Annotated in this window: 17 protein-coding genes and 1 pseudogene; 11 read left to right on the top strand and 7 right to left on the bottom strand. The window is 72.9% G+C overall.

Features of this window, described 5'->3' with window-relative positions; all coding sequences use genetic code 11:
• Nucleotide 1 precedes the first annotated feature (1 nt).
• Both IE245_RS27490 and IE245_RS27485 read left to right on the top strand, forming a co-directional pair.
• Entirely contained in the window at nucleotides 2–583 is a 582-nt protein-coding gene (locus IE245_RS27490; protein ID WP_189952294.1) for a carbonic anhydrase, read from the top strand.
• Nucleotides 580–2,061, top strand: a complete 1,482-nt coding sequence (locus tag IE245_RS27485; protein WP_229851571.1) for a SulP family inorganic anion transporter — start codon at nucleotides 580–582, stop codon at nucleotides 2,059–2,061. The genes IE245_RS27490 and IE245_RS27485 overlap by 4 nt, the downstream gene beginning before the upstream one ends.
• A 51-nt stretch (nucleotides 2,062–2,112) precedes the next feature.
• Here IE245_RS27485 and IE245_RS27480 read toward each other — a convergent pair whose 3' ends face one another.
• The 3 genes from IE245_RS27480 to IE245_RS27470 form a co-directional block, all read right to left on the bottom strand.
• Nucleotides 2,113–3,582, bottom strand: a complete 1,470-nt coding sequence (locus tag IE245_RS27480) for an aminotransferase class I/II-fold pyridoxal phosphate-dependent enzyme (protein ID WP_189952292.1) — start codon at nucleotides 3,580–3,582, stop codon at nucleotides 2,113–2,115.
• A gap of 32 nt (nucleotides 3,583–3,614) precedes the next feature.
• The gene (locus IE245_RS27475) at nucleotides 3,615–3,818 is read right to left on the bottom strand and encodes a hypothetical protein (protein ID WP_189952290.1); all 204 of its coding nucleotides are present in this window, start codon (nucleotides 3,816–3,818) and stop codon (nucleotides 3,615–3,617) included.
• A gap of 124 nt (nucleotides 3,819–3,942) precedes the next feature.
• Nucleotides 3,943–5,043, bottom strand: a complete 1,101-nt coding sequence (locus IE245_RS27470; RefSeq protein WP_189952288.1) for a glutamate--cysteine ligase 2 — start codon at nucleotides 5,041–5,043, stop codon at nucleotides 3,943–3,945.
• A gap of 392 nt (nucleotides 5,044–5,435) precedes the next feature.
• Here IE245_RS27470 and IE245_RS27465 point away from each other — a divergent pair, with 392 nt between their 5' ends.
• The 5 genes and pseudogenes from IE245_RS27465 to manA all read left to right on the top strand — a co-directional run bounded on the left by IE245_RS27465 (nucleotide 5,436) and on the right by manA (nucleotide 10,758).
• Nucleotides 5,436–6,956 carry a catalase gene (locus IE245_RS27465; protein ID WP_189952286.1) on the top strand — a complete coding sequence of 507 codons (1,521 nt, stop codon included), beginning with the start codon at nucleotides 5,436–5,438 and terminating at the stop codon, nucleotides 6,954–6,956.
• A 165-nt stretch (nucleotides 6,957–7,121) separates the two neighbouring features.
• Nucleotides 7,122–7,718: a DUF2165 domain-containing protein gene (locus IE245_RS27460; RefSeq protein ID WP_189952284.1), complete on the top strand. Its 597-nt coding sequence runs from the start codon at nucleotides 7,122–7,124 to the stop codon at nucleotides 7,716–7,718.
• A 38-nt stretch (nucleotides 7,719–7,756) separates the two neighbouring features.
• Nucleotides 7,757–8,196 (top strand): annotated as a pseudogene (locus tag IE245_RS27455) (2-thiouracil desulfurase family protein); the annotation flags it as partial.
• 204 nt (nucleotides 8,197–8,400) lie between these two features.
• On the top strand, nucleotides 8,401–9,375 hold the full coding sequence (locus IE245_RS27450; protein ID WP_189952282.1) for an ROK family protein: 975 nt from the start codon (nucleotides 8,401–8,403) through the stop codon (nucleotides 9,373–9,375).
• A 189-nt stretch (nucleotides 9,376–9,564) separates the two neighbouring features.
• Nucleotides 9,565–10,758, top strand: a complete 1,194-nt coding sequence (gene manA, locus IE245_RS27445; RefSeq protein ID WP_189952280.1) for a mannose-6-phosphate isomerase, class I — start codon at nucleotides 9,565–9,567, stop codon at nucleotides 10,756–10,758.
• A 526-nt stretch (nucleotides 10,759–11,284) separates the two neighbouring features.
• Here manA and IE245_RS27440 read toward each other — a convergent pair.
• Nucleotides 11,285–12,331: a LacI family DNA-binding transcriptional regulator gene (locus IE245_RS27440; RefSeq protein ID WP_189952278.1), complete on the bottom strand. Its 1,047-nt coding sequence runs from the start codon at nucleotides 12,329–12,331 to the stop codon at nucleotides 11,285–11,287.
• Nucleotides 12,328–14,724: a glycoside hydrolase family 2 protein gene (locus IE245_RS27435; protein WP_189952276.1), complete on the bottom strand. Its 2,397-nt coding sequence runs from the start codon at nucleotides 14,722–14,724 to the stop codon at nucleotides 12,328–12,330. Before IE245_RS27435 ends, IE245_RS27440 begins: the two co-directional genes overlap by 4 nt.
• A 275-nt stretch (nucleotides 14,725–14,999) precedes the next feature.
• On the opposite strand from IE245_RS27435, the gene IE245_RS27430 reads away from it, so the two are divergent.
• The 3 genes from IE245_RS27430 (at nucleotide 15,000) to IE245_RS27420 (ending at nucleotide 18,297) form a co-directional block, all read left to right on the top strand.
• On the top strand, nucleotides 15,000–16,325 hold the full coding sequence (locus IE245_RS27430) for an ABC transporter substrate-binding protein (RefSeq protein WP_189952274.1): 1,326 nt from the start codon (nucleotides 15,000–15,002) through the stop codon (nucleotides 16,323–16,325).
• 119 nt (nucleotides 16,326–16,444) lie between these two features.
• A complete protein-coding gene (locus IE245_RS27425) occupies nucleotides 16,445–17,422 on the top strand; it encodes a carbohydrate ABC transporter permease (protein ID WP_189952456.1) in 978 nt (325 codons plus the stop codon).
• Complete coding sequence (locus IE245_RS27420) at nucleotides 17,419–18,297, top strand: carbohydrate ABC transporter permease (protein WP_229851569.1); 879 nt, start codon at nucleotides 17,419–17,421, stop codon at nucleotides 18,295–18,297. Before IE245_RS27425 ends, IE245_RS27420 begins: the two co-directional genes overlap by 4 nt.
• A gap of 76 nt (nucleotides 18,298–18,373) precedes the next feature.
• Here the strand turns inward: IE245_RS27420 and IE245_RS27415 are convergent, their stop codons facing one another.
• Nucleotides 18,374–19,405, bottom strand: a complete 1,032-nt coding sequence (locus IE245_RS27415) for a LacI family DNA-binding transcriptional regulator (RefSeq protein ID WP_189952454.1) — start codon at nucleotides 19,403–19,405, stop codon at nucleotides 18,374–18,376.
• A gap of 579 nt (nucleotides 19,406–19,984) precedes the next feature.
• Between IE245_RS27415 and IE245_RS27410 the strand changes: the two genes are divergently transcribed.
• The gene (locus IE245_RS27410) at nucleotides 19,985–20,389 is read left to right on the top strand and encodes a hypothetical protein (protein ID WP_189952272.1); all 405 of its coding nucleotides are present in this window, start codon (nucleotides 19,985–19,987) and stop codon (nucleotides 20,387–20,389) included.
• 66 nt (nucleotides 20,390–20,455) lie between these two features.
• On the opposite strand, the gene IE245_RS27405 is transcribed toward IE245_RS27410, so the two are convergent.
• A complete protein-coding gene (locus tag IE245_RS27405) occupies nucleotides 20,456–22,618 on the bottom strand; it encodes a glycoside hydrolase family 9 protein (protein ID WP_189952270.1) in 2,163 nt (720 codons plus the stop codon).
• Between the last annotated feature and the right edge of the window lie 289 nt (nucleotides 22,619–22,907).

Genomic DNA, 22,907 nt, shown 5'->3' with positions numbered 1-22,907 from the left:
CATGCAACCCCTCATCGACAACGCGCGGGCGTTCGGACAGCGCCCGGAGGAGTTCACCGGCCTTGCCGCAGGCCAGTCCCCCGCGGTTCTGTTCATCACCTGCTCCGACTCCCGGGTCGTCCCGGCCCTGATCACCGGCGCCCGTCCCGGCGAGCTCTTCGAGCTCCGCACCGCCGGCAACATCGTTCCCCCCTACGCCTCCGGCACCCCCACCGGCGAGGCGGCCACCATCGAATACGCCGTGGAGGTCCTCGGCGTCGGCGACGTCGTGGTCTGCGGACACTCCCACTGCGGCGCCGTCGGCGCGCTGGTCCGCGGCGACGACCTGAGCGCCGTGCCCGCCGTCCGGGACTGGCTCGCGCACGCGGCGGACGAGCCCCGCTCCTCCGATCCGGCCGACCCGGCGGTGGCCGAGGCCGTGCAGAACCACGTCCTGACCCAGTTGCTGCGGCTGCGCTCCTACCCGTGCGTGGAGAAGCGGCTGGCGGAGGGCCGCCTCCGGCTGCACGGCTGGTACTACGAGGTCGGCACCGGCGCCGTGCGCGAGCACCGCCCGGACACCGACGCGTTCGAGGCGCTGTGAGCGGCGTGACCGCCGGCGCGCGCCGCCGCTTCCCGCACCTGCGCCAGGACTTCCTCGCGTCCGTCGTGGTCTTCCTCGTCGCCGTCCCGCTGTGCGTCGGCGTGGCGGTCGCCTCCGGCGTCCCGGCCGAACTCGGCCTCGTCACCGGCATCGTGGGCGGCCTCGTCACCGGTTCCATGGCCGGCAGCAGCCTCCAGGTCTCCGGACCCGCGGCGGGCCTGACCGTGATCGTCTTCGAGGCGGTCAGCACGTACGGAGTGGGCACGCTCGGCGTGATCGTGCTGGCCGCCGGCCTGCTCCAGCTCGCCATGGGCTTCCTCAAGGTGGGTCGCTGGTTCCGGGCCATCTCCGTCTCCGTCGTCGAGGGCATGCTCTGCGGCATCGGCCTGGTGATCATCGCCGGCCAGCTCTACGCCGCGGCGGGCCTCAAGGCCCCGGAGACCGGCATAGGCAAGATCGTGGGCCTGCCCCGGGCCTTCGCCGACGTGCTCGGGAACACGGAGGCCCTGGCCTCCCTCGCGATCGGTGCCGGCACCATCGCCGTCATCGTGCTGTGGAAGAAGCTGCCGAAGCGGGTGCGGTCCGTGCCCGGCGCCCTCGCCGCGGTCGTGCTGGCGACGGCCGCCTCGCTCGGATTCGGCCTGCCCGTCGCCACGGTCGAGGTGGAGGGACTGCTGGGCGTCATCGAACCGCCCGGCGCCCAGGCCTTCGCCGAGCTCGCCACCCCGGCCCTCTGGGGCACGATCATCGCGTTCGCCCTGATCGCGTCCGCGGAGAGCCTGTTCAGCGCGGCGGCCGTGGACCGGCTGCACGACGGTCCACGGACCGAGTACGACAAGGAGATGCTCGCCCAGGGCACGGGCAACACCGTGTGCGGCCTGCTCGGCGCGCTGCCGATGACCGCGGTGATCGTACGCAGCTCCGCCAACGTCGAGGCCGGTGCCAGGACCAAGGCCTCGCGGGTCCTGCACGGCGTGTGGCTGCTGCTGTTCGCCGCCGTGCTGCCGTTCGCCCTCGCCCTGATCCCGCTGGCGGCCCTCGCCGGAATCCTGGTGCACGCGGGCTGGAAGCTGATCCCGTTCCGCCAGCTCGCGGGGCTGTGGCGCGGGCACAAGGGAGAGGCCGTCGTCCTGGTGGTCACGGCCGTGTCCATCGTCGTCGTGAACATGTTCGAGGGCGTCCTGATCGGTCTCGCCCTGGCGGTCGCCAAGACCGCGTGGGAGGCCTCGCACGTCAAGATGGAGGTCGTCGACAAGGGAGCCGGCCCGATCCGGGCGTACCTCGCCGGCAACGCCACCTTCCTCCGCCTGCCGAAGATCCTCGACAGCCTGGAGTCGCTTCCCCAGGACCGCCCGGTCGAACTGGACCTGTCACGGCTCCACCACCTCGACCACGCCTGCCGTACGGCGCTGGAGAACTGGGCCGAGCGGCACAGCGCCGCCGGCACCGAACCCGTGAAGCTCACCATCGCCGCCTGAACGGACGGCACCCGTCGACCGCCGGTCGACGGGTGCCGCAGCCCGCGCCCCTCAGCGGTGGCGCGCCACCACGCGGAAGGTCTCCAGGGACGGATCGGCCGCGTCGGGGATCAGCATCCCGTGCTCCACGCCGCTGCGGAGGTACTCCACCACCTCGGCGTTGATCACCTCGCCCGGCGCCACCACGGGCACCCCCGGCGGGTACGGGCTGATCGTCTCCGCCGCGATCCGGCCCACCGCGTCCTTCGCGGCCACGTGCTCGGCCTCCCCGAAGAAGGCGTCCCGCGGCAGCCGGGCCTGCTCCAGCTCCAGTGCCGGCGGCTCCGGCAGCCGCACCCGGGGACGCCGTTCCATCCCCTCGGCCCCGTCGACCAGCGCGCGCAGGGCGTCGACCAGCACCCGCTCCGTCTCGTCGTCGTCCGCGTGCGTGATCGAGGCGCTGATCCGGCAGGTGTCGGAGCCCCCGACGTCGACCCGGCGCTCCGTCCTCAGCCACTCCGCCGCCTGCATGCCGCTGACGCCGAGCCCCCGGACGTCCATGACGACCTTCAGCGGGTCCAGATCCGCCGCGAGACCCGCCCCGACGATCTCGTCGTGCCCCATCACGGCGATCCCGGGCAGTTCGGACACGGTCTTCCGGATCCGGGCCGCCCGGTGCATCGCGCCGTCCAGCAGCTCCCGGCCCCGCTCGACCATCTGCCGCCGCCAGCCGTCCAGCGTCGCGTACACCAGCGACGACGCGCTCGTCGTCCCGAGCAGGTCCTCGCGCTGCTTCAGCACCTCGGGGGAGACCCGGTCGTACTGGAGGTGGAAGACCGAACTCTGCTCGATCGCCCCGCCCATCTTGTGCACGCTGGTGACCACCAGATCGGCCCCCGCGTCGATGCCCCACACCGGCAGGTCCGGATGGAAGGGCAGGTGCGCGCCCCACGCCTCGTCCACGATCAGCGGCACGCCGTACGCGTGGCACACCTCGGCCACGCCTGCGACGTCGGCGCAGGTGCCCCCCTCGGTGGGGGTGATGAGAAGCATCCCCTTGGCGTCGGGGTGCTCCTCCAGCTTCCGGCGCACGTCGTCCGGCTCCGGGGGATGGGCCATGTGCCGCTCGGCGTCGAACTTCGGGTGCACCCAGACCGGTTCCACCCCGTTCACCACCACGCCGGCGATCACGGACTTGTGCGCGTTGCGCGACAGCAGCAGCTTCTCGCCCGGCCCGGCGACCGCCAGCATCGCCGTCTTCACCGAGAGCGAGCTGCCGCAGGTCGAGAAGAACGCCCGGTCCGCGCCGACCGCGTCGGCCATCAGCTCCTGCGCCCGGTCGAGCACGCCCTGCGACTCCCGCCGGTCGTCGAGACCGTTGAGGGTGAGCACGTCGGACCGGAAGACGTCGAGGCCGACGACCTCGGCCACGCGGGGGTCGACGCCCCTGCCCTGCTTGTGCCCCGGCGGTCCGAAGACGACGTCCCCGCGGCGCCGGAAATCCTGAAGCGCTTCGAGTACGGGTGCGCGCGAGTGATCCATTGCTCCTCCGGGTTCTCCGACTTCCAGGCTTCTCAGTCCCGCTCCGTGCGCCGCCGGTCACCGGCGGCGCCGGGGCCACCGCTCTCCTCGCGGTCCCCGTCCTTGTCGGTGTGCGCCGCCCGGCGCGGACCGAGCATCGCCTCCTCCGCCTCCCGGCGGGCCTGCGCGTCCCCGCTCTCGCCGACCGCCTCGGACGGCGTGGTGCGCGGCTCTTCCTCGCGGCCTCGACCACTCATGACGTGCTCCTTCCACTCTCCGTGACGGCGGCGCCCGGTCCCGGACGCCACGCGGTGTGCGCCTGCCCCCGCCAGGGCGGCCGAAACGGTCGCGCGGACGCCGCGGGGACCCCGTCGGCGGGCGCTACGGCGCCTCGGTCGTGATGCGGGCGCAGGCCCGTACGACCTCCGCGAGGTCGAGGCCGTCCTCGTGCAGCCGCCGCTGGCGCCGGGCACCGCCCCCGTGGGCGAGCAGGTCCGCGATCCCCTTCCGCACCAGCTCGAGGTCCCCGGTGTCCCGCAGGGCGTCCTCCGTGTGCGCGACGAGCGCTTCGAGCACCGCCTCCGCCGGCCGCTCCCGCATCGTGACGGGATCGACGAGCGGCCCGTCGAGCCCCGAGCGCGCCGCCCGCCAGGACGCGAGCCGCAGCAGACCGACCGGCATGCGGGCCGGCGGCTCGCCCGCCCGCCAGGACCGGGCCGCCGTCTCGACCAGGCCCCGGACGAGCGCGGCCACCAGCACGGTCGTGCGGGGCTCCAGACAGACGTCGGCGACCCGGATCTCCACGGTCGGGTAGTTGTGGGACAGCCGGGCGTCGAAGTAGATCATCCCCTGGTCGCGCAGCACACCGGTGGCGAGCATCTCCCGCACCACCTCGTGGTACCGGTCGGCGCCGCCGAACAGTTCGACGGGCCCGGCGGACGGCCACCGGTTCCAGACCCGGCTGCGGTAACTGCTGTAGCCGCTGTCCCGGCCCTGCCAGAACGGCGAGTTCCCGCTGATCGCGTTCAAGGGGTACAGCCACGGCCGGATCCGGTCGAGGACGGCGACCCCCTCCTCGTCGGACTCCACCGACACGTGCACATGACAGCCGCAGGTCAGCTGCTCCTGCACGGTGAGCCCGTACTGCTCGGCGAGCCAGTGGTACCGGCTCCCCAGGTTCCGCGAGGGTTCCACCGGCAGGGGAGAGGTCGCCAGGGCCGCCACCCGGGCACCGGCCCGCTCGGCATGCCGCCCCGCCTCCGCCCGGCACCGGACGATCATCTCCTCCAGCTCGTCCATGGCGCTCACCGGCCGGGTCGCGAACTCCACCTGCTCCTGGTGGAGCTCCTTCTCGAAGACCTCCTCCTCCTGTTCCTCCGCGCCCAAGGCCGCCGACGCCAGGACCGCCGAGGAAACCGCGAGCGGCTCCCCGGTTCGCTCACTGACGAGCAGCAACTCCTCTTCCACTCCCACGGTGCGCAACGGTGGCTCCTGTCGTTCCGCGGGCCGCCTTCGGGCCCGCCGGTCACACGTATGCCCCGCGATCGGCCCCCGACGCACCACGCCGCGCCGTGTAAGGAGCCCCGGACCGGGCAGGCGTACCGCGCGGGAAGGCAGCGGCGGCCCGCGGGCCGCCGCTCGCCCACCGGAGGGGTCGTGCTCGCGCGAGGGCGGGCCTCCGGTGGCGGCATGGGCCGAACGGGCTCAGGCCGAGACCTGTGGCGAGCGGAGGGGCGCCGCCGTGCCTCCCGCATGCCAGCCCGCCCTGTGGGGTGCCCCGCCGACGGGACCTCCGGCCGACGGCGCCCGGCCCCTGAGGCCGGGCCGACCGGGGGCGGGCCCCTGTCCGACACGAGGAAAGGCAGCGTGACCGAATGACCGACAGCCGCCCCGTCACCACGACCGATTCCGGTGCCCCGGTGGAGAGCGACGAGCATTCGCTCACCGTGGGCCCCGGTGGGCCGGTCCTGCTGCAGGACGCCTACCTGATCGAGCAGATGGCGCAGTTCAACCGCGAACGGATCCCGGAACGCCAGCCGCACGCGAAGGGCAGTGGTGCGTTCGGCCACTTCGAGGTCACCCACGACGTCAGCCGTTTCACGAAGGCGGCACTGTTCCAGCCGGGTGCGCGCACGGAACTGGTCGCCCGCTTCTCCACCGTGGCCGGCGAGCGGGGCAGCCCGGACACCTGGCGCGACCCGCGCGGCTTCGCGCTGAAGTTCTACACCTCCGAGGGCAACTACGACATGGTCGGCAACAACACGCCGGTCTTCTTCGTGAAGGACCCGATGAAGTTCCAGCACTTCATCCGGTCCCAGAAGCGCCGCGCGGACAACAACCTGCGCGACCACGACATGCAGTGGGACTTCTGGACCCTCTCCCCGGAGTCCGCCCACCAGGTGACCTGGCTGATGGGCGACCGTGGCATCCCGCGCACCTGGCGCCACATGAACGGCTACACCTCCCACACCTACATGTGGATCAACGCCTCCGGCGAACGCTTCTGGGTGAAGTACCACTTCAAGACCGACCAGGGCATCGAGTACTTCACGCAACACGAGGCCGACCAGATGGCGGCCGCCGACACCGACTACCACACGCGCGACCTCTTCGAGCACATCCGCGACGGAGACTTCCCCTCCTGGACGCTGTACGTGCAGGTCATGCCGTACGAGGAAGCGGCCGCGTACCGCTTCAACCCGTTCGACCTCACCAAGGTGTGGCCGCACGGCGACTACCCGCTCATCCCCGTCGGTCGCATGACCCTGGACCGCAACCCCACCGACAACCACGCGGAGATCGAACAGGCCGCCTTCCAGCCGAACAACCTCGTCCCCGGCATCGGGCCGAGCCCCGACCGGATGCTGCTGGCGCGCCTGTTCTCGTACGCGGACGCCCACCGCCACCGCATCGGCGGCAACTACCAGCAGCTGCCCGTGAACGCGCCCGTCGTCGACGTCCACACGTACTCGAAGGACGGGGCGATGGCCTACCGGAAGACGACCGACCCGGTCTACGCCCCCAACTCCAAGGGCGGGCCGGCCGCCGACACCGACCGCTACGGGACGCCGCCCAGCTGGACGGCGGACGGCGAGATCACCCGGGCGGCGTACGTCGACCACCCGGAGGACGACGACTGGGGCCAGCCCGGCACCCTCGTCCGCGACGTCATGGACGACGCGGCCCGCGACCGCCTGGTCGACAACGTGGTGGGCCACCTCCTCAACGGCGTCACCGAACCCGTCCTGGAGCGCGCCTTCGCCTACTGGAAGAACATCGACAAGACCGTCGGCGAGCGCATCGAGCAGGGCGTGCGCGCCAAGGCCGACGAGAAGGACCCCAAGGCCGCCGAGCAGGGCAACCCCGCACGCAGCTCCATGCAGCACAAGGCCTGACGGCACCTCTCGGCCCGCCCGCGCGACCTCCTCGAACGGGCGGGCCGAGCCACGCCCCGCCCCGCCGCGGTCGGTCAGGACGGCTGGAAGGGTGCCCGCGTGGGGAGGAGACGGTGGGGCCCGCCCGCGTACGGGTCCCACGTCACGACGAGGGAGGACCCACCCATGGCACAGTCCCATCGGCCGAACGGCACCGACTCCGGCGCCCGATCCACGGCGACGACCACGGCAAGCCGCGGCGGCGGGCTGCTGCGACTGGGCGCGCCGCCCGTCGCCGCGACCGCGCTGACGGCGACCGTCGCGCTCTACATGACCCTGGTCGCCTTCGGGAACATCACGGACTTCGGGACCAACCAGCAGTTCGTCCAGCACGTCCTGAGCATGGACACCACGTTCAAGGACCCCGACCTGATGTGGCGGGCCGTCGAATCCCCGGCCCTCCAGAACGCCGCCTACGTCGCCGTCATCGTCTGGGGGACCCTGGCCGCGCTGGTCCTCCTCGCCGCCACCTGGTTCTGGATCACGGGGCTGCGCCGCGACGCGTACGACCGTGCCCGAGCGGCGAGCACGGTGGGCCTGGTGATGGTGCTGCTGCTCTTCGGCCTCGGTTTCCTCGCGATCGGCGGCGAGTGGTTCGCCATGTGGCAGTCGTCCGACTGGAACGGCCTGGACGCCGCGGCCCGCAACGTCGCGCTGGCCGCCTTCACCCTTCTCGTCGTGCACCTGCCCGGTGTACGCCGGCCGGCGGCCGAACAGGTCTGACGCCCCCGAGCGGCCCGCCGGCCCGCCGGCCCGCCGGTATGGAAACAGTGCCGGCGAGCGCGTGCCTGCGCGGAGTGCCGTGCCGCTTCGAGGGACGGCACAAGGCGCCCCCGGCGATCGAGGCCGCGCTCGCGGGCCGCGGGCCGGTCCCGTTCTGCCCGGAGACGGCGGGGGCCTCACGACCCCGAGGCGCCCCGCCGAGCCGGTCGGCGGCGACGGGGGCGCCGTGCTCGACGGCACGGCACGCGTGGTCGACGACACGGGCCGCGACGTGACGGCGGAATGCGTCACCGGGGCCCGTCTCGCGCTCCGGGCGGCCCGGAGCGCCGGCTGCCGGGAGGCCCTGCTGATGCCGCGCAGCCCTTCGTGCGACGGGGGCGCGGTGCATGACGGTTCGTCCACCGGCCGGCTGACGGCCGGCGACGGCGTCACCGCGGCCCTCCTCGAACGGAACGGCGTCACGGTCCGCCCGGCGCCGGAGCGTGATCCCGCCTCCCGCGCCGCCTTCTCCTTTCTCCGGCCGCCCCTTTCTCCGGCCGCCCTCCCCGTGTCCCCCGTGGGTTCGGGCGGGCGCCGGCCATGACGTGACTCAACCGGGTCCGTTCCGACTAGACAACGTTGTCATCATCTCGCAGAGTGGTGTCTCGCACGAACGCGAGACGGTTCTGGAGAGGTTGGGCGGATGGTGTACGGAGCGCTGGACATCGGTGGTACGAAGATCGCCGGGGCGCTGGTCGACGGCGAGGGGCGCGTGGTGGCGGCGGCGCGACGGCCCACTCCCGCGCGCGAGTCCGCCGAGGCGATGATGGCCGCGGTGGCCTCGGTCGTGGACGAGCTGGCGACCCGGCCCGAGTGGGCCTCGCTGTCCCGCATGGGGATCGGGAGCGCCGGACCCGTGGACACCTCCGCGGGCACGGTGAGCCCGGTGAACATCCCCGCCTGGCGCGGCTTCCCCCTCGTGGAGCGGGTGCGGAACCATCCCGCCGTACCGGACGGCGTCGAGCCCGTGCTGGTCGGCGACGCGGTCGCCATGGCGGCGGCGGAGCACTGGATCGGAGCGGCGAAGGGCGTGGCGAACGCCCTGTGCATGGTCGTCTCGACCGGGGTCGGCGGCGGTCTGGTCCTGGGAGGTTCCCTCCACGCGGGAACGACGGGGAACGCCGGCCACATCGGCCACATCACCGTCGACCAGAACGGCCCGGTGTGCCCCTGCGGCGCCCGGGGATGCGTCGAGCGCTACGCCAGCGGCACGGCGATCGCTGCCCACGCGCTGGAATCGGGCTGGACGCCCCCGGGCGGCCTCCCCGCCACGGCCCGCGAGGTGGCGGTCTCGGCCCGTGCGGGCGACGCGCGGGCGCTCGCCGCCTTCGACCGGGCCGGCCGCGCCCTGGCCGCCGCCATCGCGGCCACGGCCGCGCTCGTCGAACTCGACCTGGTGGTCGTCGGGGGAGGGGTCTCGCAAGCGGGCGAGGTGCTGTTCGCGCCGCTGCGGCGCCACCTGAGGTCGTACGCCGTCCTCGACTTCACGCGGGACGTCCCGGTCGTGCCCGCCGGCCTGGCTCTCGACGCCGGACTGATCGGCGCCGCGGCCGCGGGCGCCGCCGCCCCCCGGCTCTCCCGCTCCCGGGCGGGCACCGGCGGGCGGACGCCCGTCTGACGGCCGGACCCGTCGGGCGGGACGCGGGCGGGACCGGCCCGTCGCGCCCGACGGACGGCACCGCGCACCCCTTTCAGGGCACCGCGCACCCCCTTCAGGGCGCCGGGGAGTCCGTTTCGGGGCGCCGCGGAGTCCCCGCCGCCGTTCCGCCCTCCCTCGATCCCACCGCACGCACTCCAGGAAACGACCATGGATCTCCTCCACAACACCGTCCAGCCCTACGACTGGGGCTCCCGCACCCTGCTGCCGGACCTCATGGGCGTGCCGCCCACCGGGGCTCCCCAGGCCGAACTGTGGATGGGCGCCCATCCGGCGGCGCCCTCCCGGGTGTCCAGAGGCGGCGTCCTCGCCCCCCTGGACCGGGTCGTCGCCGCGCACCCCGAGGAGGAACTCGGAGCGGTCACCGTGCGCCGGTTCGGGCCCCGGCTCCCGTTCCTGCTCAAGCTCCTGGCCGCCGAGGCGCCACTCTCCGTGCAGGTGCACCCGGACCTCGCCCAGGCCCGGGCCGGATTCGCCCGGGAGGACGCGCTCGGCGTTCCCCTGGACGCCCCGCACCGCAACTACCGCGACGACCAGCACAAGCCCGAGATGATCGTCGCCCTCACCCCGTTCCGGGGACTGTGCGGCTTCCGGAGCGCGGCGGACGCCGCCCGCCTGCTCGACTCGCTCGCGGTGCCCGCCCTGCGGCCGTACGCCGAGACCCTGCGGGGCGTCTCCGAGCCCCTGGCGCTCGCGGAGGTGTTCCGCGCCTTCCTCCGTCCGCCGGCCGGCCTGCTCGACGCGGTGGCCCGAGCGCTGGCGGACGCGGCGGCGGGTCCGGACGAGGCCCGCCTCGCCGCCTACGACGCCGTCGCCCGGGCTCACCCGGGCGACGCGGGGCTCCTGTCCGCGCTGATGCTGAGGCAGGTCGAACTGAGCCCGGGGGAGGCGCTGTTCCTCGGGGCGGGAGTCCCGCACGCGTACCTCTCCGGACTCGGAGTGGAGATCATGGCGAGCTCCGACAACGTCCTGCGGTGCGGACTGACCTCCAAGCACGTCGACGCGGAGGAACTGGCCCGGGTCGTCCGCTTCGGGGCACCCCCGGCTCGCGTCCTGACCCCCCGGGAGGAGAAGGGCGAGGAGGTGTACCCCGCGCCGGTGGACGACTTCCGCCTGTCGCGGTACCTCCTCCGGGCCGGCGGGCCCCGGCGGCGCGTGACGGTGGACGCTCCGCAGATCCTCCTCTGCACCGCCGGGACGGTGACCGTCTCCTCCGGCTCCGGGGAGCGGCTGGCCATCGGTCCGGGACGGGCCGTGTACGTGCCTGCGGGCGCCGAGACCGGACTGGAGGGCGCCGGCACGGCCTTCCGCGCCACGACCGGCGCGGCGGAACACAGCGGGTGAACGGGCGGGGCGCGGAGGGGACGGGTGAGCGGGCGCGGCGCGGAAGGAAGGGGCGCCGCTAAACCGACAACCTGAACTTAACCGGTTATGTCAAAGCTCTTGTTTCTCGGCCGTGACGACTTCTACTCTCGGCTCGGCCGCCGGGAATCGGCAGAAAACCGCGATCGACGAATGCGGTGACCGAACCGTCCCCGCGGCCACCCCCCACTGCCCGGAACCGAGCCGCGCATTCTCCGGGCAGTGGGACCGGACCGGCGGCGTCGAATACCTCGGCCTCGGCCTCGCCACCGGCTTCGACGCCGACCGGCCCACCCCCCTGGGCGAGCGCCTCTTCCACGGCCCCGACGGCATCCGCCGGACCGCCGAGGAGACCGGCGTCCACCGGCGCGGCCGTTCCCCGCCGACCGGCCCGACGGTGCTTCCCGCGCCGAGGGCCGGCCTCCGTACCACCGCGGCGCACCGGGTGCGCGAGGAGCGGGTCCCGCCGACACGTCGCCGCGGAACCCGCTCCTCGCGCGTGTACCGCCTACGTACGCCGTGGCGGGCCCGTCGACCCCCGCGGCGTCAGGGACGGCGTGGGCACCTGCCGGGCGCCCCGGTGGGTCCCCTCGATGATCCCGAACAGGGTCCGGGCGACCTCCTCCCCGAAGTGGTGCACGTCGTGGCTCATCGCGGACAGCGGCGGGTGGGTCAGCCGGCACAACTGCGAGTCGTCCCAGGCCAGCAGGGAGACGTCGTCGGGGACCGAGAGTCCCATCTCCGAGGCGACCGCGGCCCCGGCGACGGCCATGATGTCGTTGTCGTACACGATGGCCGTCGGCCGGTCCGGGGACATCAGGAGACCGCGGGTGGCCCGGGCCCCTTCCTCTCCCACGAAGCCGGTCGCCACCTGGCGCCCCCCGTTCAGCCCCAGCTCGGCCATGGTCGCCTCGAAGGCGGCGGCGCGGATGCCGCTGTGGCCGAGCCCGGCGGGGCCGCCGACGCGGGCGATCCGCCGGTGCCCGAGCGCCGCCAGGTACCGCACCGCCTCCGCCGCCGCCGAGGCGTCGTCCGTCCAGACCGACGGGAACCCGCCGGTCAGCGACGGATGTCCGACGGCCACCACGGGCATGCCGAGGGCCCGCAGGGGCGGGATCCGCGGGTCGTCCCGGTGGAAGTCGACCAGGATCGCCCCGCCGACGGTCCTGCCGCGCCACCACTCCTGGTAGAGGGCGGTCTCCTCGTCCAGGTCGCGCACGAGCCGGAGCAGGAGCGAACAGGAGCGCTCGGCGAGGACGTCCTCCAGGCCGGAGATGAACTCCATGTAGAACGGCTCCAGGCCGAGGAGCCGCGCCGGCCGGCAGATCGCCAGGCCGACGATGCCCGCCCGCCGGCCGGAGAGGTTGCGCGCGGTCTGGTTCGGGCTCCAGCCGAGCTCCCGGGCCGCCGCGAAGATGCGGTCCCGGGTCGTCGGGGACACCCCCGGGCGGTTGTTGAAGGCCATGGAGACCGCGCCCTTGGACACCCCGGCCACGGCGGCCACGTCGTTGATCGTGACCCGCCGGCCGGGAACGTGAGGGGCCGGGGTGCTCACACCGCTCCCACGCTGAACAGCGCCGCCCGTACGGCCTCCGGGTCGTCGCCGGCCCAGCCGCGCACCGCGAACCGTGCCCGCTCGCCCGGCAGCAGGGTGACCAGGCCCCGGTCGGCGCGGGCCGTCGGGGCCAGCCGGTCCGCCTGGAGCAGGAGGTCCCGTACGAGGGTGCGGGCGGTGACCGTCACGACCGAGTCGCCGTCCCCGGCCGGCTCGACCAGGACGTCGTACACGGGCGCCGGATAGGCGAACTCCTTCTCGAACACCGGGAGATGGACCGCGCGCAGGCCGTCCGCGTCGGCGACCAGCAGTTCCTTGCCGGAGTCGGCCGCCGGCAGGAGGGACACCGGGACGACCACCCGTACCACCGTCCGGGCCGCGGCCTCCAGGTCGAGGGCGGCCTCCTTCAGCACGGTGCCGTCGGCGGCGACGCGGCGCAGGGTGACGGTGGTGCGCCAGGTGGTGCCGGACTGGTTGTCGAGGGCGAGGACCGGACCGCCGTCGGCGGGGACCAGGCTGAGGAGCCGGTCGGCGTAGACGCGGCGCAGCTCGTGGTAGAGCGGCTTGAGGCGCCCGTCGCCGTCGACGGCGGCCCAGCTGCTCACCGGCCAGCAGTCGTTGAGCTGCCACACGACCGTGCCCGCGCAGACCGGCCAGTGGGAGCGCCAGTGCTCGATGCCGGCGGCGACGGCGCGGGCCTGGACGACCTGGGCGAGGTAGTGCCAGCGGTCGAAGTCGCCGTCGGGGAGGCCGAAGTGGCGCTCGATGCCGCGGTTCAGCTTGCCGTTGCCGTCCTCGGCCTTCTGGTGGTGCAGCATCCCGGGGGAGTCGGGAGCCAGGTCCTCGCCGGGCAGGGCGCGCCGCAGGGTGCTGATCGCGGGCGGGGCCTGCCAGCCGAACTCGGCGCAGAAGCGGGGCACGTCGGCGCGGTACTCGGCGTAGTCCTGCCGGTTCCAGACCTCCCACGAGTGGTGGGTGCCGTGCCGGGGGTCGTTGGGGTGGTGGTCCCAGGAGCCGGACCAGGGGCTGCCGGCGGTGTAGGGGCGGGTCGGGTCGAGCTCGGCGACGATCCGGGGCAGGACCCCGAGGTAGTAGCCCTCGCCCCAGGAGTCGCCGGCGAGCGGCTCCTCCCAGTCCCAGTCGCGGAAGCCCCACAGGTTCTCGTTGTTGCCGTTCCACAGCACGAGACTGGGGTGCGGCATCAGTCGGACAACGTTGTCGCGCGCCTCGGCCTCCACCTCTCCCCGCAGCGGCTGCTCCTCGGGGTAGGCGGCGCAGGCGAAGAGGAAGTCCTGCCAGACCATCAGGCCCAGCTCGTCGCAGACGTCGTAGAAGGCGTCGTCCTCGTAGATGCCGCCGCCCCAGATCCGCACGAGGTCGATGTTGGCCTCGGCGGCCTGGGCGAGGCGCGTGCGGTAGCGCTCGGGCGTGACCCGGGACGGCAGGACGTCGTCGGGGATCCAGTTGACGCCGCGCGCGAAGATCCGCACGCCGTTGACGACGAAGGTGAAGCCGGTGCCGTGCTCGTCCGCCGAACGGTCGACGGTCACCGTACGGAAGCCGATCCGCCGCGACCACGAGTCGAGCGGCGACCCGTCCTCGTCCAGGAGCTCCACGTCGAGCCCGTACAGCGGCTGGGAGCCGTACCCGCGCGGCCACCACAACTCCGGCTCGGGCACCTCCAGTCGGAGCACCGCCTCCGCCCCCTCGAAGGAGGTCTCGGCGACCGACCCGGCGACCGTGGCCCGCAGGGTGAGCGGACGGCCCGTCCCGCTTTCGGTGCGCACGGCCCCGACCCGCAGTTCGACGCGGCCGGTGGTGCCGTCCACGGTGACCAGCGGGCGGACCTCGGAAAGCCGCGCGGTCGACCAGTGCTCGATCCGCACGGGCCGCCAGATGCCGGCGGTCACCACGGTCGGGCCCCAGTCCCACCCGAAGGAGCAGGCCATCTTGCGGATGTACTGGAACGGCTCGGGGTAGACGTTGGGCCGGTCGCCGGTGAGCGCGCGGACCCGCTCCGCCTCGTCGTACGCCGAGTCGAAGCGGACCTCCAGGCGGCCGCTCCGCCCCGTGACGTCGAAGCGGTGGACGCGGTGCATGTTCCGGGTCGAGCCGAGGGACGCGCCGTCGAGCAGGACCTCGGCGGCGGTGTCGAGGCCTTCGAAGACCAGCTCGGAGCGCTCGTGCCCGCTGTCGTGGGCCAGATCCGTCCCGTACGACCACGACCGGCGCCCGACCCAGGCGACGTCGGTCTCGTCGAGCCCGAGGAACGGGTCCGGGATCACCCCGGCGGCGAGCAGATCGGTGTGGACACAACCGGGCACCTGCGCCGGGAGCGCTGCGCCCTCGTGGCGCAGGGTCCACCCCTCGTGCAGCTGGGTGAGGTCCTTCATGGTGTGCGGCTCCAATCGCCTGGCAGTGGGCGGGATGCGTGTACGGGCCGACAAGTTAGCCGGACATTTACTTAACTGTCCATGAACCGGTGAAGCAGAGTCGCTGTGAAGCGTTGTGCAAGGGGTACGAGGCTTCATCGGCCCTCAGCGGACCAAGGGTCCGGGTAACGATTGGGCATCACGCTGGAAATCGACACTTTACCGGTTCACGACTGGCTGACATAGTGCCGTCATCCCACCGATGACCTGAGCCGTGACTTTGAAGGAGTTGGGCCATGGGGAACAAGAAGACGACCGCGCTCTCGGGCGCCGCGCTGGCCGCCGTGATGCTCGCGCTGTCGGCGTGCGGCGGCGGAGGCGGCGGAGCGACCGGAGAGGTCGCCGCTCCGCCCTCGGACCCGAAGGAGGTCTCCGGCGAGATCAAGGTCCTCACGCAGCGCACCGACCTGGTCCAGAACGGAACGCTCCAGAAGTACGCGGCCGAGTTCAACAAGGTCTACCCGAACGTCAAGGTCGAGTTCGACGGCATCACCGACTACGAGGGCGAGGTGAAGATCCGCATGAACACCGACAACTACGGTGACGTGCTCCTCATCCCCGGAGCGGTGGCCAAGAACGACTACCCGAAGTTCTTCGCCCCCCTCGGCACGGCCGAGGAGCTGTCGAAGTACCGCTTTGGCGACAAGACCGAGGTGGACGGCAAGGTCTACGGCATCGCCCAGTTCGGCACCGCCAACGGCTTCGTCTACAACAAGAAGCTCTGGAGGCAGGCCGGCGTCACCTCCTGGCCGAAGACCCCGGACGAGTTCCTGGCGGGCCTGAAGGCGGTGAAGGAGAAGACCGGCGCCACGCCCTACTACACCAACTTCAAGGACGGCTGGCCGATGGTCCAGTGGACCGCCAACCTCGGGGTCGTGGGCTGCGACGCCCGGGCGAGCGACGCCCTCGCCGGGCCGGTGTCCCCCTGGAAGGCCGGGAGCGAGCTGCGCGCCATCGACGGCCTCCTCCACGACATCGTGAAGCGGGGCCTGTCGGAGAAGGACCCGACCACCACCAACTGGGAGACCTCCAAGGCGCTCCTCGGCGAGGGCGAGATCGCCACGATGATGCTCGGCTCCTGGTCGATCACGCAGATGCGGGACGCGGCGAAGAAGGCCGGCGGCTCGCCGGACGACATCGGCTTCATGCCCTTCCCGGCCCAGAAGGACGGCAAGCACTGCGCCGCCCTGGTCTCCGACTACCAGCAGGCCGTGAGCGTCCACTCGCACAACAAGCCCGCGGCGCGCGCCTGGGTGGACTGGTTCACCGAGAAGTCCGGCTTCGCGGAGAAGGAGGGCGTGGTCTCCGCGGTCAAGTCGGCTCCCATGCCCGCCACCCTGAAGGACTTCGTTGACAACGATGTCAGGTTCTTCGACCGTTCCGAGGCGAAGACCGCGGCCGTCAACGACATCGACGAGGCGGCCGAGATCGGCCTCAACAAGCAGGACTATCGCCAGAAGCTGATCGACACGGCCCGCGGGGCCGCGAAGGGCAGCATCGAGGACTTCTTCGCCGACCTGAACAAGAGGTGGGACGAGGCGGCGAAGACCGTCGGCAGCTGACACCGACGGAGCGGGCCCCGGCCGTACGACACCGGCCGGGGCCCCTGGACCTTCCGCAGCCGCGGACACGAAAGGCCGACATGACCCACACCACCGACACCGCACCAGAGGGCGCCGCCATGACAGGGCGATCCAGCACGGACAAGGGCAGGGACGAGACGGGAAGGGACCGACGGCGCCCGGCGGGCGGCCGGCGCGGTCCCGCCGCCGGAAGGACGAGGTCCTGGCGGGACTCGCCGCTCCGGCGGATCACGCCCTGGCTCTTCCTGGCGGCCCCGCTCGCCCTGCTGATCACGTTCACGTACGTCCCCGTCGCGAGCATGATCGCGTACAGCTTCACCGACTGGGACGGCGTGAGCCCGGACCGGGAGAACGTGGGCTTCGACAACTACGTCCGGATCTTCACCCGGCCCGAGCTCTTCCGCGTCTTCTTCGTCAGCGGCTACTACCTCGCGGCGTCCGCGGTCCAGATCGTGGTCGCGCTCTACTTCGCGGTGATCCTCAGCTTCGACCTGCGGTTCCGGAACCTCTTCAAGGGGATCCTGTTCTTCCCCTACCTGATCAACGGCGTCGCGATCGGCTTCGTCTTCCTGTACTTCTTCCAGGACGGCGGCACCCTCGACTCGGTCCTTGCCTGGCTCGGCGTGAGCACCGACCACGCGTGGCTGGGCGACCCGACGTCCGCGAACGTCTCCCTCGCCGGCGTCTCCGTCTGGCGCTTCACCGGACTGAACTTCGTCCTCTTCCTGGGTGCGATCCAGTCCATCCCCGGTGAGCTGTACGAGGCGGCCGAGCTGGACGGGGCCGGGAAGTGGCAGCAGTTCCGGCACATCATCGCCCCGAGCATCAAGCCCGTCATCAGCCTCAGCGCCATCCTGGCGATCTCCGGATCCCTCTCGGTCTTCGAGATCCCCTACATCATGACCGGCGGCGCGACCGGCACCCAGACCTTCGTCATCCAGACGATCAAGCTCGCCTTCCAGTTCAACAAGACCGGCCTGGCCTCGGCCGCGGCCGTGGTGCTGCTCCTGATCATCCTGCTGATCACCTGGATCCAGCGCCGGCTCGTGCCCGACGACAAGGTGGACCTCGTATGACCTCCCCCGACCTCACCGCCGCCTCCGTGAAGGAGCCCCGCACGCCCCGCCGCCGGCCGCCCGTGGGCGGCCTGCTGACCTACCTGTCGCTCCTCGTGGCCTCCGCGGTCGTCCTGATCCCGCTGGTGGTCGTCTTCCTGACCTCGCTCAAGACCTCGCAGGAGGTCGGCGACGGCAGCGCGCTCTCCCTGCCGGGGAACTGGTTCAACTTCGACAACTACGTCACCGCGTTCCACGACGGCAAGATGCTGATGGCGTTCGGGAACACCGCCTTCATCCTGCTGTTCTCGATCGGCGGCACGGTGATCATCGGCTCCATGACCGCGTACGCCGTCGACCGCTTCGACTTCCGCGGCAAGAAGCTCGTCATGGCCGGCTTCCTGATCGCCACCCTCGTGCCCGGCGTCACCACCCAGGTCGCGACCTTCCAGGTGATCAACGGCTTCGGCCTCGTCGACACCCGCTGGGCGCCCATCCTCCTCTACATGGGCACCGACATCGTCTCGGTCTACATCTTCCTGCAGTTCATCCGCGGCATCCCCGTCTCGCTCGACGAGGCCGCCCGGCTCGACGGCGCCCACGCCTTCACCATCTACCGGAAGATCATCTTCCCGCTGCTCAAGCCCGCGATCGCCACCGTCGTCATCATCAAGGGGATCACCACCTACAACGACTTCTACATCCCCTTCCTCTACCTGCACTCCGAGGACCTGGGCACGATCTCCACCGCGCTCTTCCGCTTCAAGGGACCCTTCGGAGCGCACTGGGAGGCCATCTCCGCCGGAGCGATCCTCGTCATCGTCCCGACGCTGGTCGTCTTCCTGCTCCTCCAGCGCTGGATCTACAACGGCTTCGCCCGGGGAGCCACCAAGTAGGGGAGCGCCGCGACGCGGGGGCCGGGCCGTACGAGGGACGGCCCGACCCCCGCGCACTCCTCCGGGGGACGGGCGGTCAGCGGGGGCCGGGCCCCCGCGACGGCGGGGCGGTGCTGCCCCGGGGCACGAAGTGCGCGTATCCGTCGCGGACGCTGTCGACGTCCTCCCCGTCGATCAGCGCGAGGAGCGCGGTCGCGGAACGGGCCCCGTACGCGGCGATGTCGCGGGTGACGGCCGACAGCGTCGGGCGCACCACCTGCGTCAGCGGCGACTCGTCCCAGGCGACGACCGACACGTCGGCGGGGATCGACAGCCCCAGCTCCTGTGCCACCGACAGCGCGGCCACCGCCATGATGTCGTTGTCGAAGACGAGCGCCGTCGGCCGTTCGGGGGCGATCAGCAGAGCCCGCGCGGCCCGCGCGCCCGCGTCGCCGGTGTAGTCGGTGTGCACCACCGCCGCCACCGGAAGGCCGGCCTCCCGACAGGCCTCCGCGAGGGCGGCGTCGCGGACCGCCGTGTGCGCGAGCCCGGCGGGGCCCGCCACCCGCGCGATCCGCCGGTGCCCGAGCGCCGCCAGGTACCGCACGATCTCGTGCACGCTCTCGCCGTCGTCCGACCAGACGGCCGGCAGCCCCCCGGCGACCTCCGGAGGCCCGATGGCCACCGCGGGCAGCCCGATCTCCCGGACCGCTCCGACCCGTTCGTCCTCGGTCCGCAGGTCCATCAGGAAGACGCCGTCGACACGCCGCTCGCCCCACCAGCGCCGGCAGACCTCGATCTCCTGCTCCTGGTCCCCGGCCATCTGGAGCATCAACGCGTACGAACGCTCGGCGAGCACGGTCTCCACGCCGCTGATGAACTCCATGAAGAACGGCTCCACCCCGAGGGTGCGCGCGGGCCGTCGCACGGTCAGCCCGACCGCCTGGGCCCGTCCGCCGGTCAGCGCGCGGGCGGCGCTGTTCGGCTGCCAGCCGAGCTCCTCGGCGATCGCCTTGATCGCGGCCCGGGTCGTCTCGGACACCCCCGGCTGGTCGTTGAGCGCGTACGAGACCGCCACCTTCGACACGCCCGCCCGCCGGGCGATGTCCGCCATCGTCGGCCGCTTCACCTGCACCCCAGCTCCATCCTGAACCTCGATACGCCGACCCTACCGCCCGGTGCCCGCCCCGGCGGCGGCCCGCGCGGCCGGGGCGCCGCCCGGGGCGGCCGCCCACACCCGGTGCGGCGGAGCGGGTCCGCGAGCGCGTCGGCGAGGGCCGGGGCGTGTCTTTCGGATCAGGCCGGATCAGCTCGCGGCGTCCGGTGCCGTGCGTCGCGAGGCGGAGGAGGGAGTCCCTGCGGTGGGGCACCTCCCGGGCGAAGCCCGGGGGACATCGGCGACCGACGACAACGCGGCTGGGGGTGCCCCCTCTGGGGGAGCGCGTGCGGACGGGGGCACCTCCCAGCGGTAGCCGGGGGAGTCGCGAGCCCGGCATGATCCGAAAGACACGCCCCGGGTCCGTGGTGACGCGGGCGGTGCCGAGGAGTTCGGCCGACGCGAGACCGACGAGGGCCACCGCCCGTTCCGCGCGTTCCGCGGGCCCCTCCAGGGGGTGACCCCGGTCCGGACGTCCGTCCGGACCGGGACGCCGGGCATTCCGGCGACGGACCGGTGACCGGAGCGGTTCCGTGGCCGACAGTGGGTGGCATGACGACGATCCGCTTCCTCGCCCGCCGTTGGCCGACCCTGCTGGCGCTCGTCCTCGCCGTGGCGACCTTCGCCGACGGGTTGCCGCCCGCCTCCTTCCTCGCCGCCCTGCTCGTGGTCATGCCGCTGTGCTACCTGGCCTTCGGGGCCGTACGCGGCGAACTCGGCGACCGGCGGGCGCTCACCGTCCAGACGGCCGGCCTCGTCGTCTTCTGCGCGTGGGCGGCGGCGGTCCTCCTCGTGGACGGCAGGGCCGCGCTGTACGTCGTGGCCGCCGGCTGGTTCGCCCACGCCCTCTGGGACCTCGCGCACCACCGGACCGGCCGGGTCGTCCCCCGCGCCTGGTCGGAGTGGTGCGGCGTCGTCGACGCGTCGGGCGCGCTGGCGATCGTCCTGCCGGTCTGACCCGCGGACCGATGGACCTGGTGGCCGGGTCCGGACGGAGGTGTCCGTCCGGACCCGGCCACCGGGTCAGGCGCAGGCGCTCGCGTTGAGCGTGAAGGCCGTGGGGGAGGGCGTCGAGCCGGTGTGGGTCCCCTGGACTCCGAAGCTCACGGTCGCGCCGGGGGCGATCGTCCGGTTCCAGCCGGTGTCGCGGGCGCTGACGGCGGTGCCGTTCTGGGTGACGGTGGCGTTCCACGCGCTCGTGACGCTCTGGCCGCCCGCGTAGGACCAGGCCAGCTGCCAGCCGTCCACGGCCGTCGGACCGGTGTTCCTGACGGTGACGGTCGCGGTGAAGCCGGTGCTCCAGACGTTGTCCACCGCGTACGTCACCGCGCAGGCGGCGGCGGGCGGTTCGCCGCCGGTGGAGGTCCGCTCGGCGGCGTAGGCGGCGAGCCAGGCCAGCGGGGCGTTCCAGTTGACCGCCACCTCGTTGGTCGAGTACGAGTCGATGTGGTCGACGTAGCAGGCCGCGGGGGCGCAGCCGCGCAGCCGCTCCTGCGCCACCGGGTCCTGGAGCCCGCTGTTGGGGCCGCCCGCGAGCGAGCCGGCCGGCGGGTGGGGCAGCGAGGCGTCCAACTGGTGTGCCCAGAAGCGGTGGTGCTGGTTCTGCGCGGACGTCTCGCCGTAACCGGTCACGTACGACATGCCGAGGGCGTTGCGGCCCAGCAGGTAGTCCATGGTCTCCAGGGCGCCGGCACGGTAGCGCGCGTCGCCCGTCAGCTCTCCGGCGACGGCCATGACGACGGCGTCGTTGGCGACCTCGCCGTTCGATCCCCAGAAGTAGCCGTCCGCGGGGACGGGCACGGCGTACCCCTGGGCGGCCATCCTGGACAGGTAGCCGTCGGCCGCGGCGGTCACCGAGGAGCGGATCCGGGCGGTGTCGGCGGCGGGCAGCCCGGTCGGGACGGTGGCCAGGACGAGCCGGCCGAGCGCGGCGGTGTCCGCCCAGCCGAAGCCGTACGGGCTGAACGCGTCGGCGGAGGTGTGCCAGGACGAGGAGGTGACGGCGTCCCGGTAGGCGCTCTCGCCGGTCGCCGCGTACAGCTCGGCGGCGGCCCAGTAGAACTCGTCGGTCACCCGCGTGTCCCCGTAGGCGCCGCCGCCCGTGCTGTCGGAATCCGGGGCGTACAGCGCCGGGTTGGCCTGCGCGGCGGTCCACGCCCGGCGGGCGGCCGACAGACAGCGGTCGGCGTAGGCGGAGTCGTACGGCCGGAAGACCCGGGCGCACTGCGCGGCGGCGGCCGCGAGGTTGAGGGTGGCCGCCGTGGAGGGGCGGTGCAGTTCGCGCGGCTGGGGATCCTGCTCGGGCCGCGTCGGCATGCCGGTCCAGGCCGCGTCGTGGATCTTGTGGAACGCCATGCCCGCGTACGGCTTGCCGTCGGGCACCTGCATCCGCATCAGGAAGTCGAGCTCCCACCGCGCCTCGTCGAGGACGTCCGGCACGCCGTTGCCGCGCTCGGGGACGCGCAGGGTGGAGTCGCCCAGCGCGGCTTCCTTGCCCGCCCGTGCGGCCCGCTCGAAGGAGTTGACGACCAGCCAGGTGGAGAGGCCGCCGTTGACCACGTACTTGCCGTGGTCCCCGGCGTCGTACCAGCCGCCCCGGACGTCGCGGGTGTAGTCGCACACGCCCGCCTGGCAGGGGACGGCGGTGTCGCCCTTGTTGGGTGCGACGCCGAGGTGTCCGGCCGGGCGGGCGTGGGCGGAACCCACCAGGGAGGCGTCGATGGTGATGCCGCTGCGCTGGTGGTGGAAGAACGCCATCGAGTCGGAGCGCAGCGTGTCGTAGAGGTCCGCGCGGATGTCGAACGGCGCGCTGCTGCTGCCGTCCACGGTCAGGACGTACCCGGTGCCCGTCGCCCGGTGCGAGGAGAAGTCCGCCACCTGGGTGGACTGCCCGGAGGGGGCGTCCGCGCCGCGCGGGACGGTCGAACCGGAGGCGACGACCGTCCCGGAGGCGTTCCGCAGCTGCCAGCCGAGCGCCTGGGTCGCCGTGGTGACGACGGTGGCGCGCTTCGGACCGTCGGGCAGGTAGCCGACCTGGTTGACGCGTACGGCCGAGGTCGCCGCCGTGGCGGACGTACCGGCGGCGGCCGGGACGGTCGTGAGACCGCCGAGGAGGAGAGCGCCCGCCAGGAGCGCGCCGGAGAGGCGCGCGGCGCGGCGCGGTAAGGACGTTGTGGTGGGGGGCATGTGCGGCTCCTACGGGAAGTCGTGGGGCGTCGGCGGGACGAGCGGACGGGCGCGAGCCGGTGGAGAGCCAGGGGTTTTCGGACGGGCCGGCACGGGTCATGCCCGGCGGCGTCCGGTGGAACGATCGTATGGGAGCGCTCCCAAGGAGTGCCGCGTCGCACCGCGGTCGGCAGGACGGGGATCTGGAGCGGAGATTAGTGACCGCCCGCCGCCACCGTCAACGGTTTCGACGGCGGCGGGAACCCGGTCGTCCGGCCGGCCCGGGGAAGGCGGAGCCGCGAGGGCTGAG

The organism is Streptomyces roseolus, from assembly GCF_014649855.1.
GTDB classification, from domain to species: Bacteria; Actinomycetota; Actinomycetes; order Streptomycetales; family Streptomycetaceae; genus Streptomyces; species Streptomyces roseolus.
Note: the sequence above shows the minus strand (reverse complement) of the source record. Positions and strands in the feature narration are given on the sequence as shown.

Excerpts from the sequence above, each read along its gene's own strand:
- IE245_RS27490 (WP_189952294.1), top strand. The coding sequence starts at position 2 with ATGCAACCCCTCATCGACAACGCGCGGGCGTTCGGACAGCGCCCGGAG.
- IE245_RS27480 (WP_189952292.1), bottom strand. The coding sequence starts at position 3,582 with ATGGATCACTCGCGCGCACCCGTACTCGAAGCGCTTCAGGATTTCCGG.
- IE245_RS27475 (WP_189952290.1), bottom strand. The coding sequence starts at position 3,818 with ATGAGTGGTCGAGGCCGCGAGGAAGAGCCGCGCACCACGCCGTCCGAG.
- IE245_RS27465 (WP_189952286.1), top strand. The coding sequence starts at position 5,436 with ATGACCGACAGCCGCCCCGTCACCACGACCGATTCCGGTGCCCCGGTG.
- IE245_RS27460 (WP_189952284.1), top strand. The coding sequence starts at position 7,122 with ATGGCACAGTCCCATCGGCCGAACGGCACCGACTCCGGCGCCCGATCC.
- IE245_RS27450 (WP_189952282.1), top strand. The coding sequence starts at position 8,401 with ATGGTGTACGGAGCGCTGGACATCGGTGGTACGAAGATCGCCGGGGCG.
- manA (WP_189952280.1), top strand. The coding sequence starts at position 9,565 with ATGGATCTCCTCCACAACACCGTCCAGCCCTACGACTGGGGCTCCCGC.
- IE245_RS27435 (WP_189952276.1), bottom strand. The coding sequence starts at position 14,724 with ATGAAGGACCTCACCCAGCTGCACGAGGGGTGGACCCTGCGCCACGAG.
- IE245_RS27430 (WP_189952274.1), top strand. The coding sequence starts at position 15,000 with ATGGGGAACAAGAAGACGACCGCGCTCTCGGGCGCCGCGCTGGCCGCC.
- IE245_RS27425 (WP_189952456.1), top strand. The coding sequence starts at position 16,445 with ATGACAGGGCGATCCAGCACGGACAAGGGCAGGGACGAGACGGGAAGG.
- IE245_RS27420 (WP_229851569.1), top strand. The coding sequence starts at position 17,419 with ATGACCTCCCCCGACCTCACCGCCGCCTCCGTGAAGGAGCCCCGCACG.
- IE245_RS27410 (WP_189952272.1), top strand. The coding sequence starts at position 19,985 with ATGACGACGATCCGCTTCCTCGCCCGCCGTTGGCCGACCCTGCTGGCG.
- IE245_RS27405 (WP_189952270.1), bottom strand. The coding sequence starts at position 22,618 with ATGCCCCCCACCACAACGTCCTTACCGCGCCGCGCCGCGCGCCTCTCC.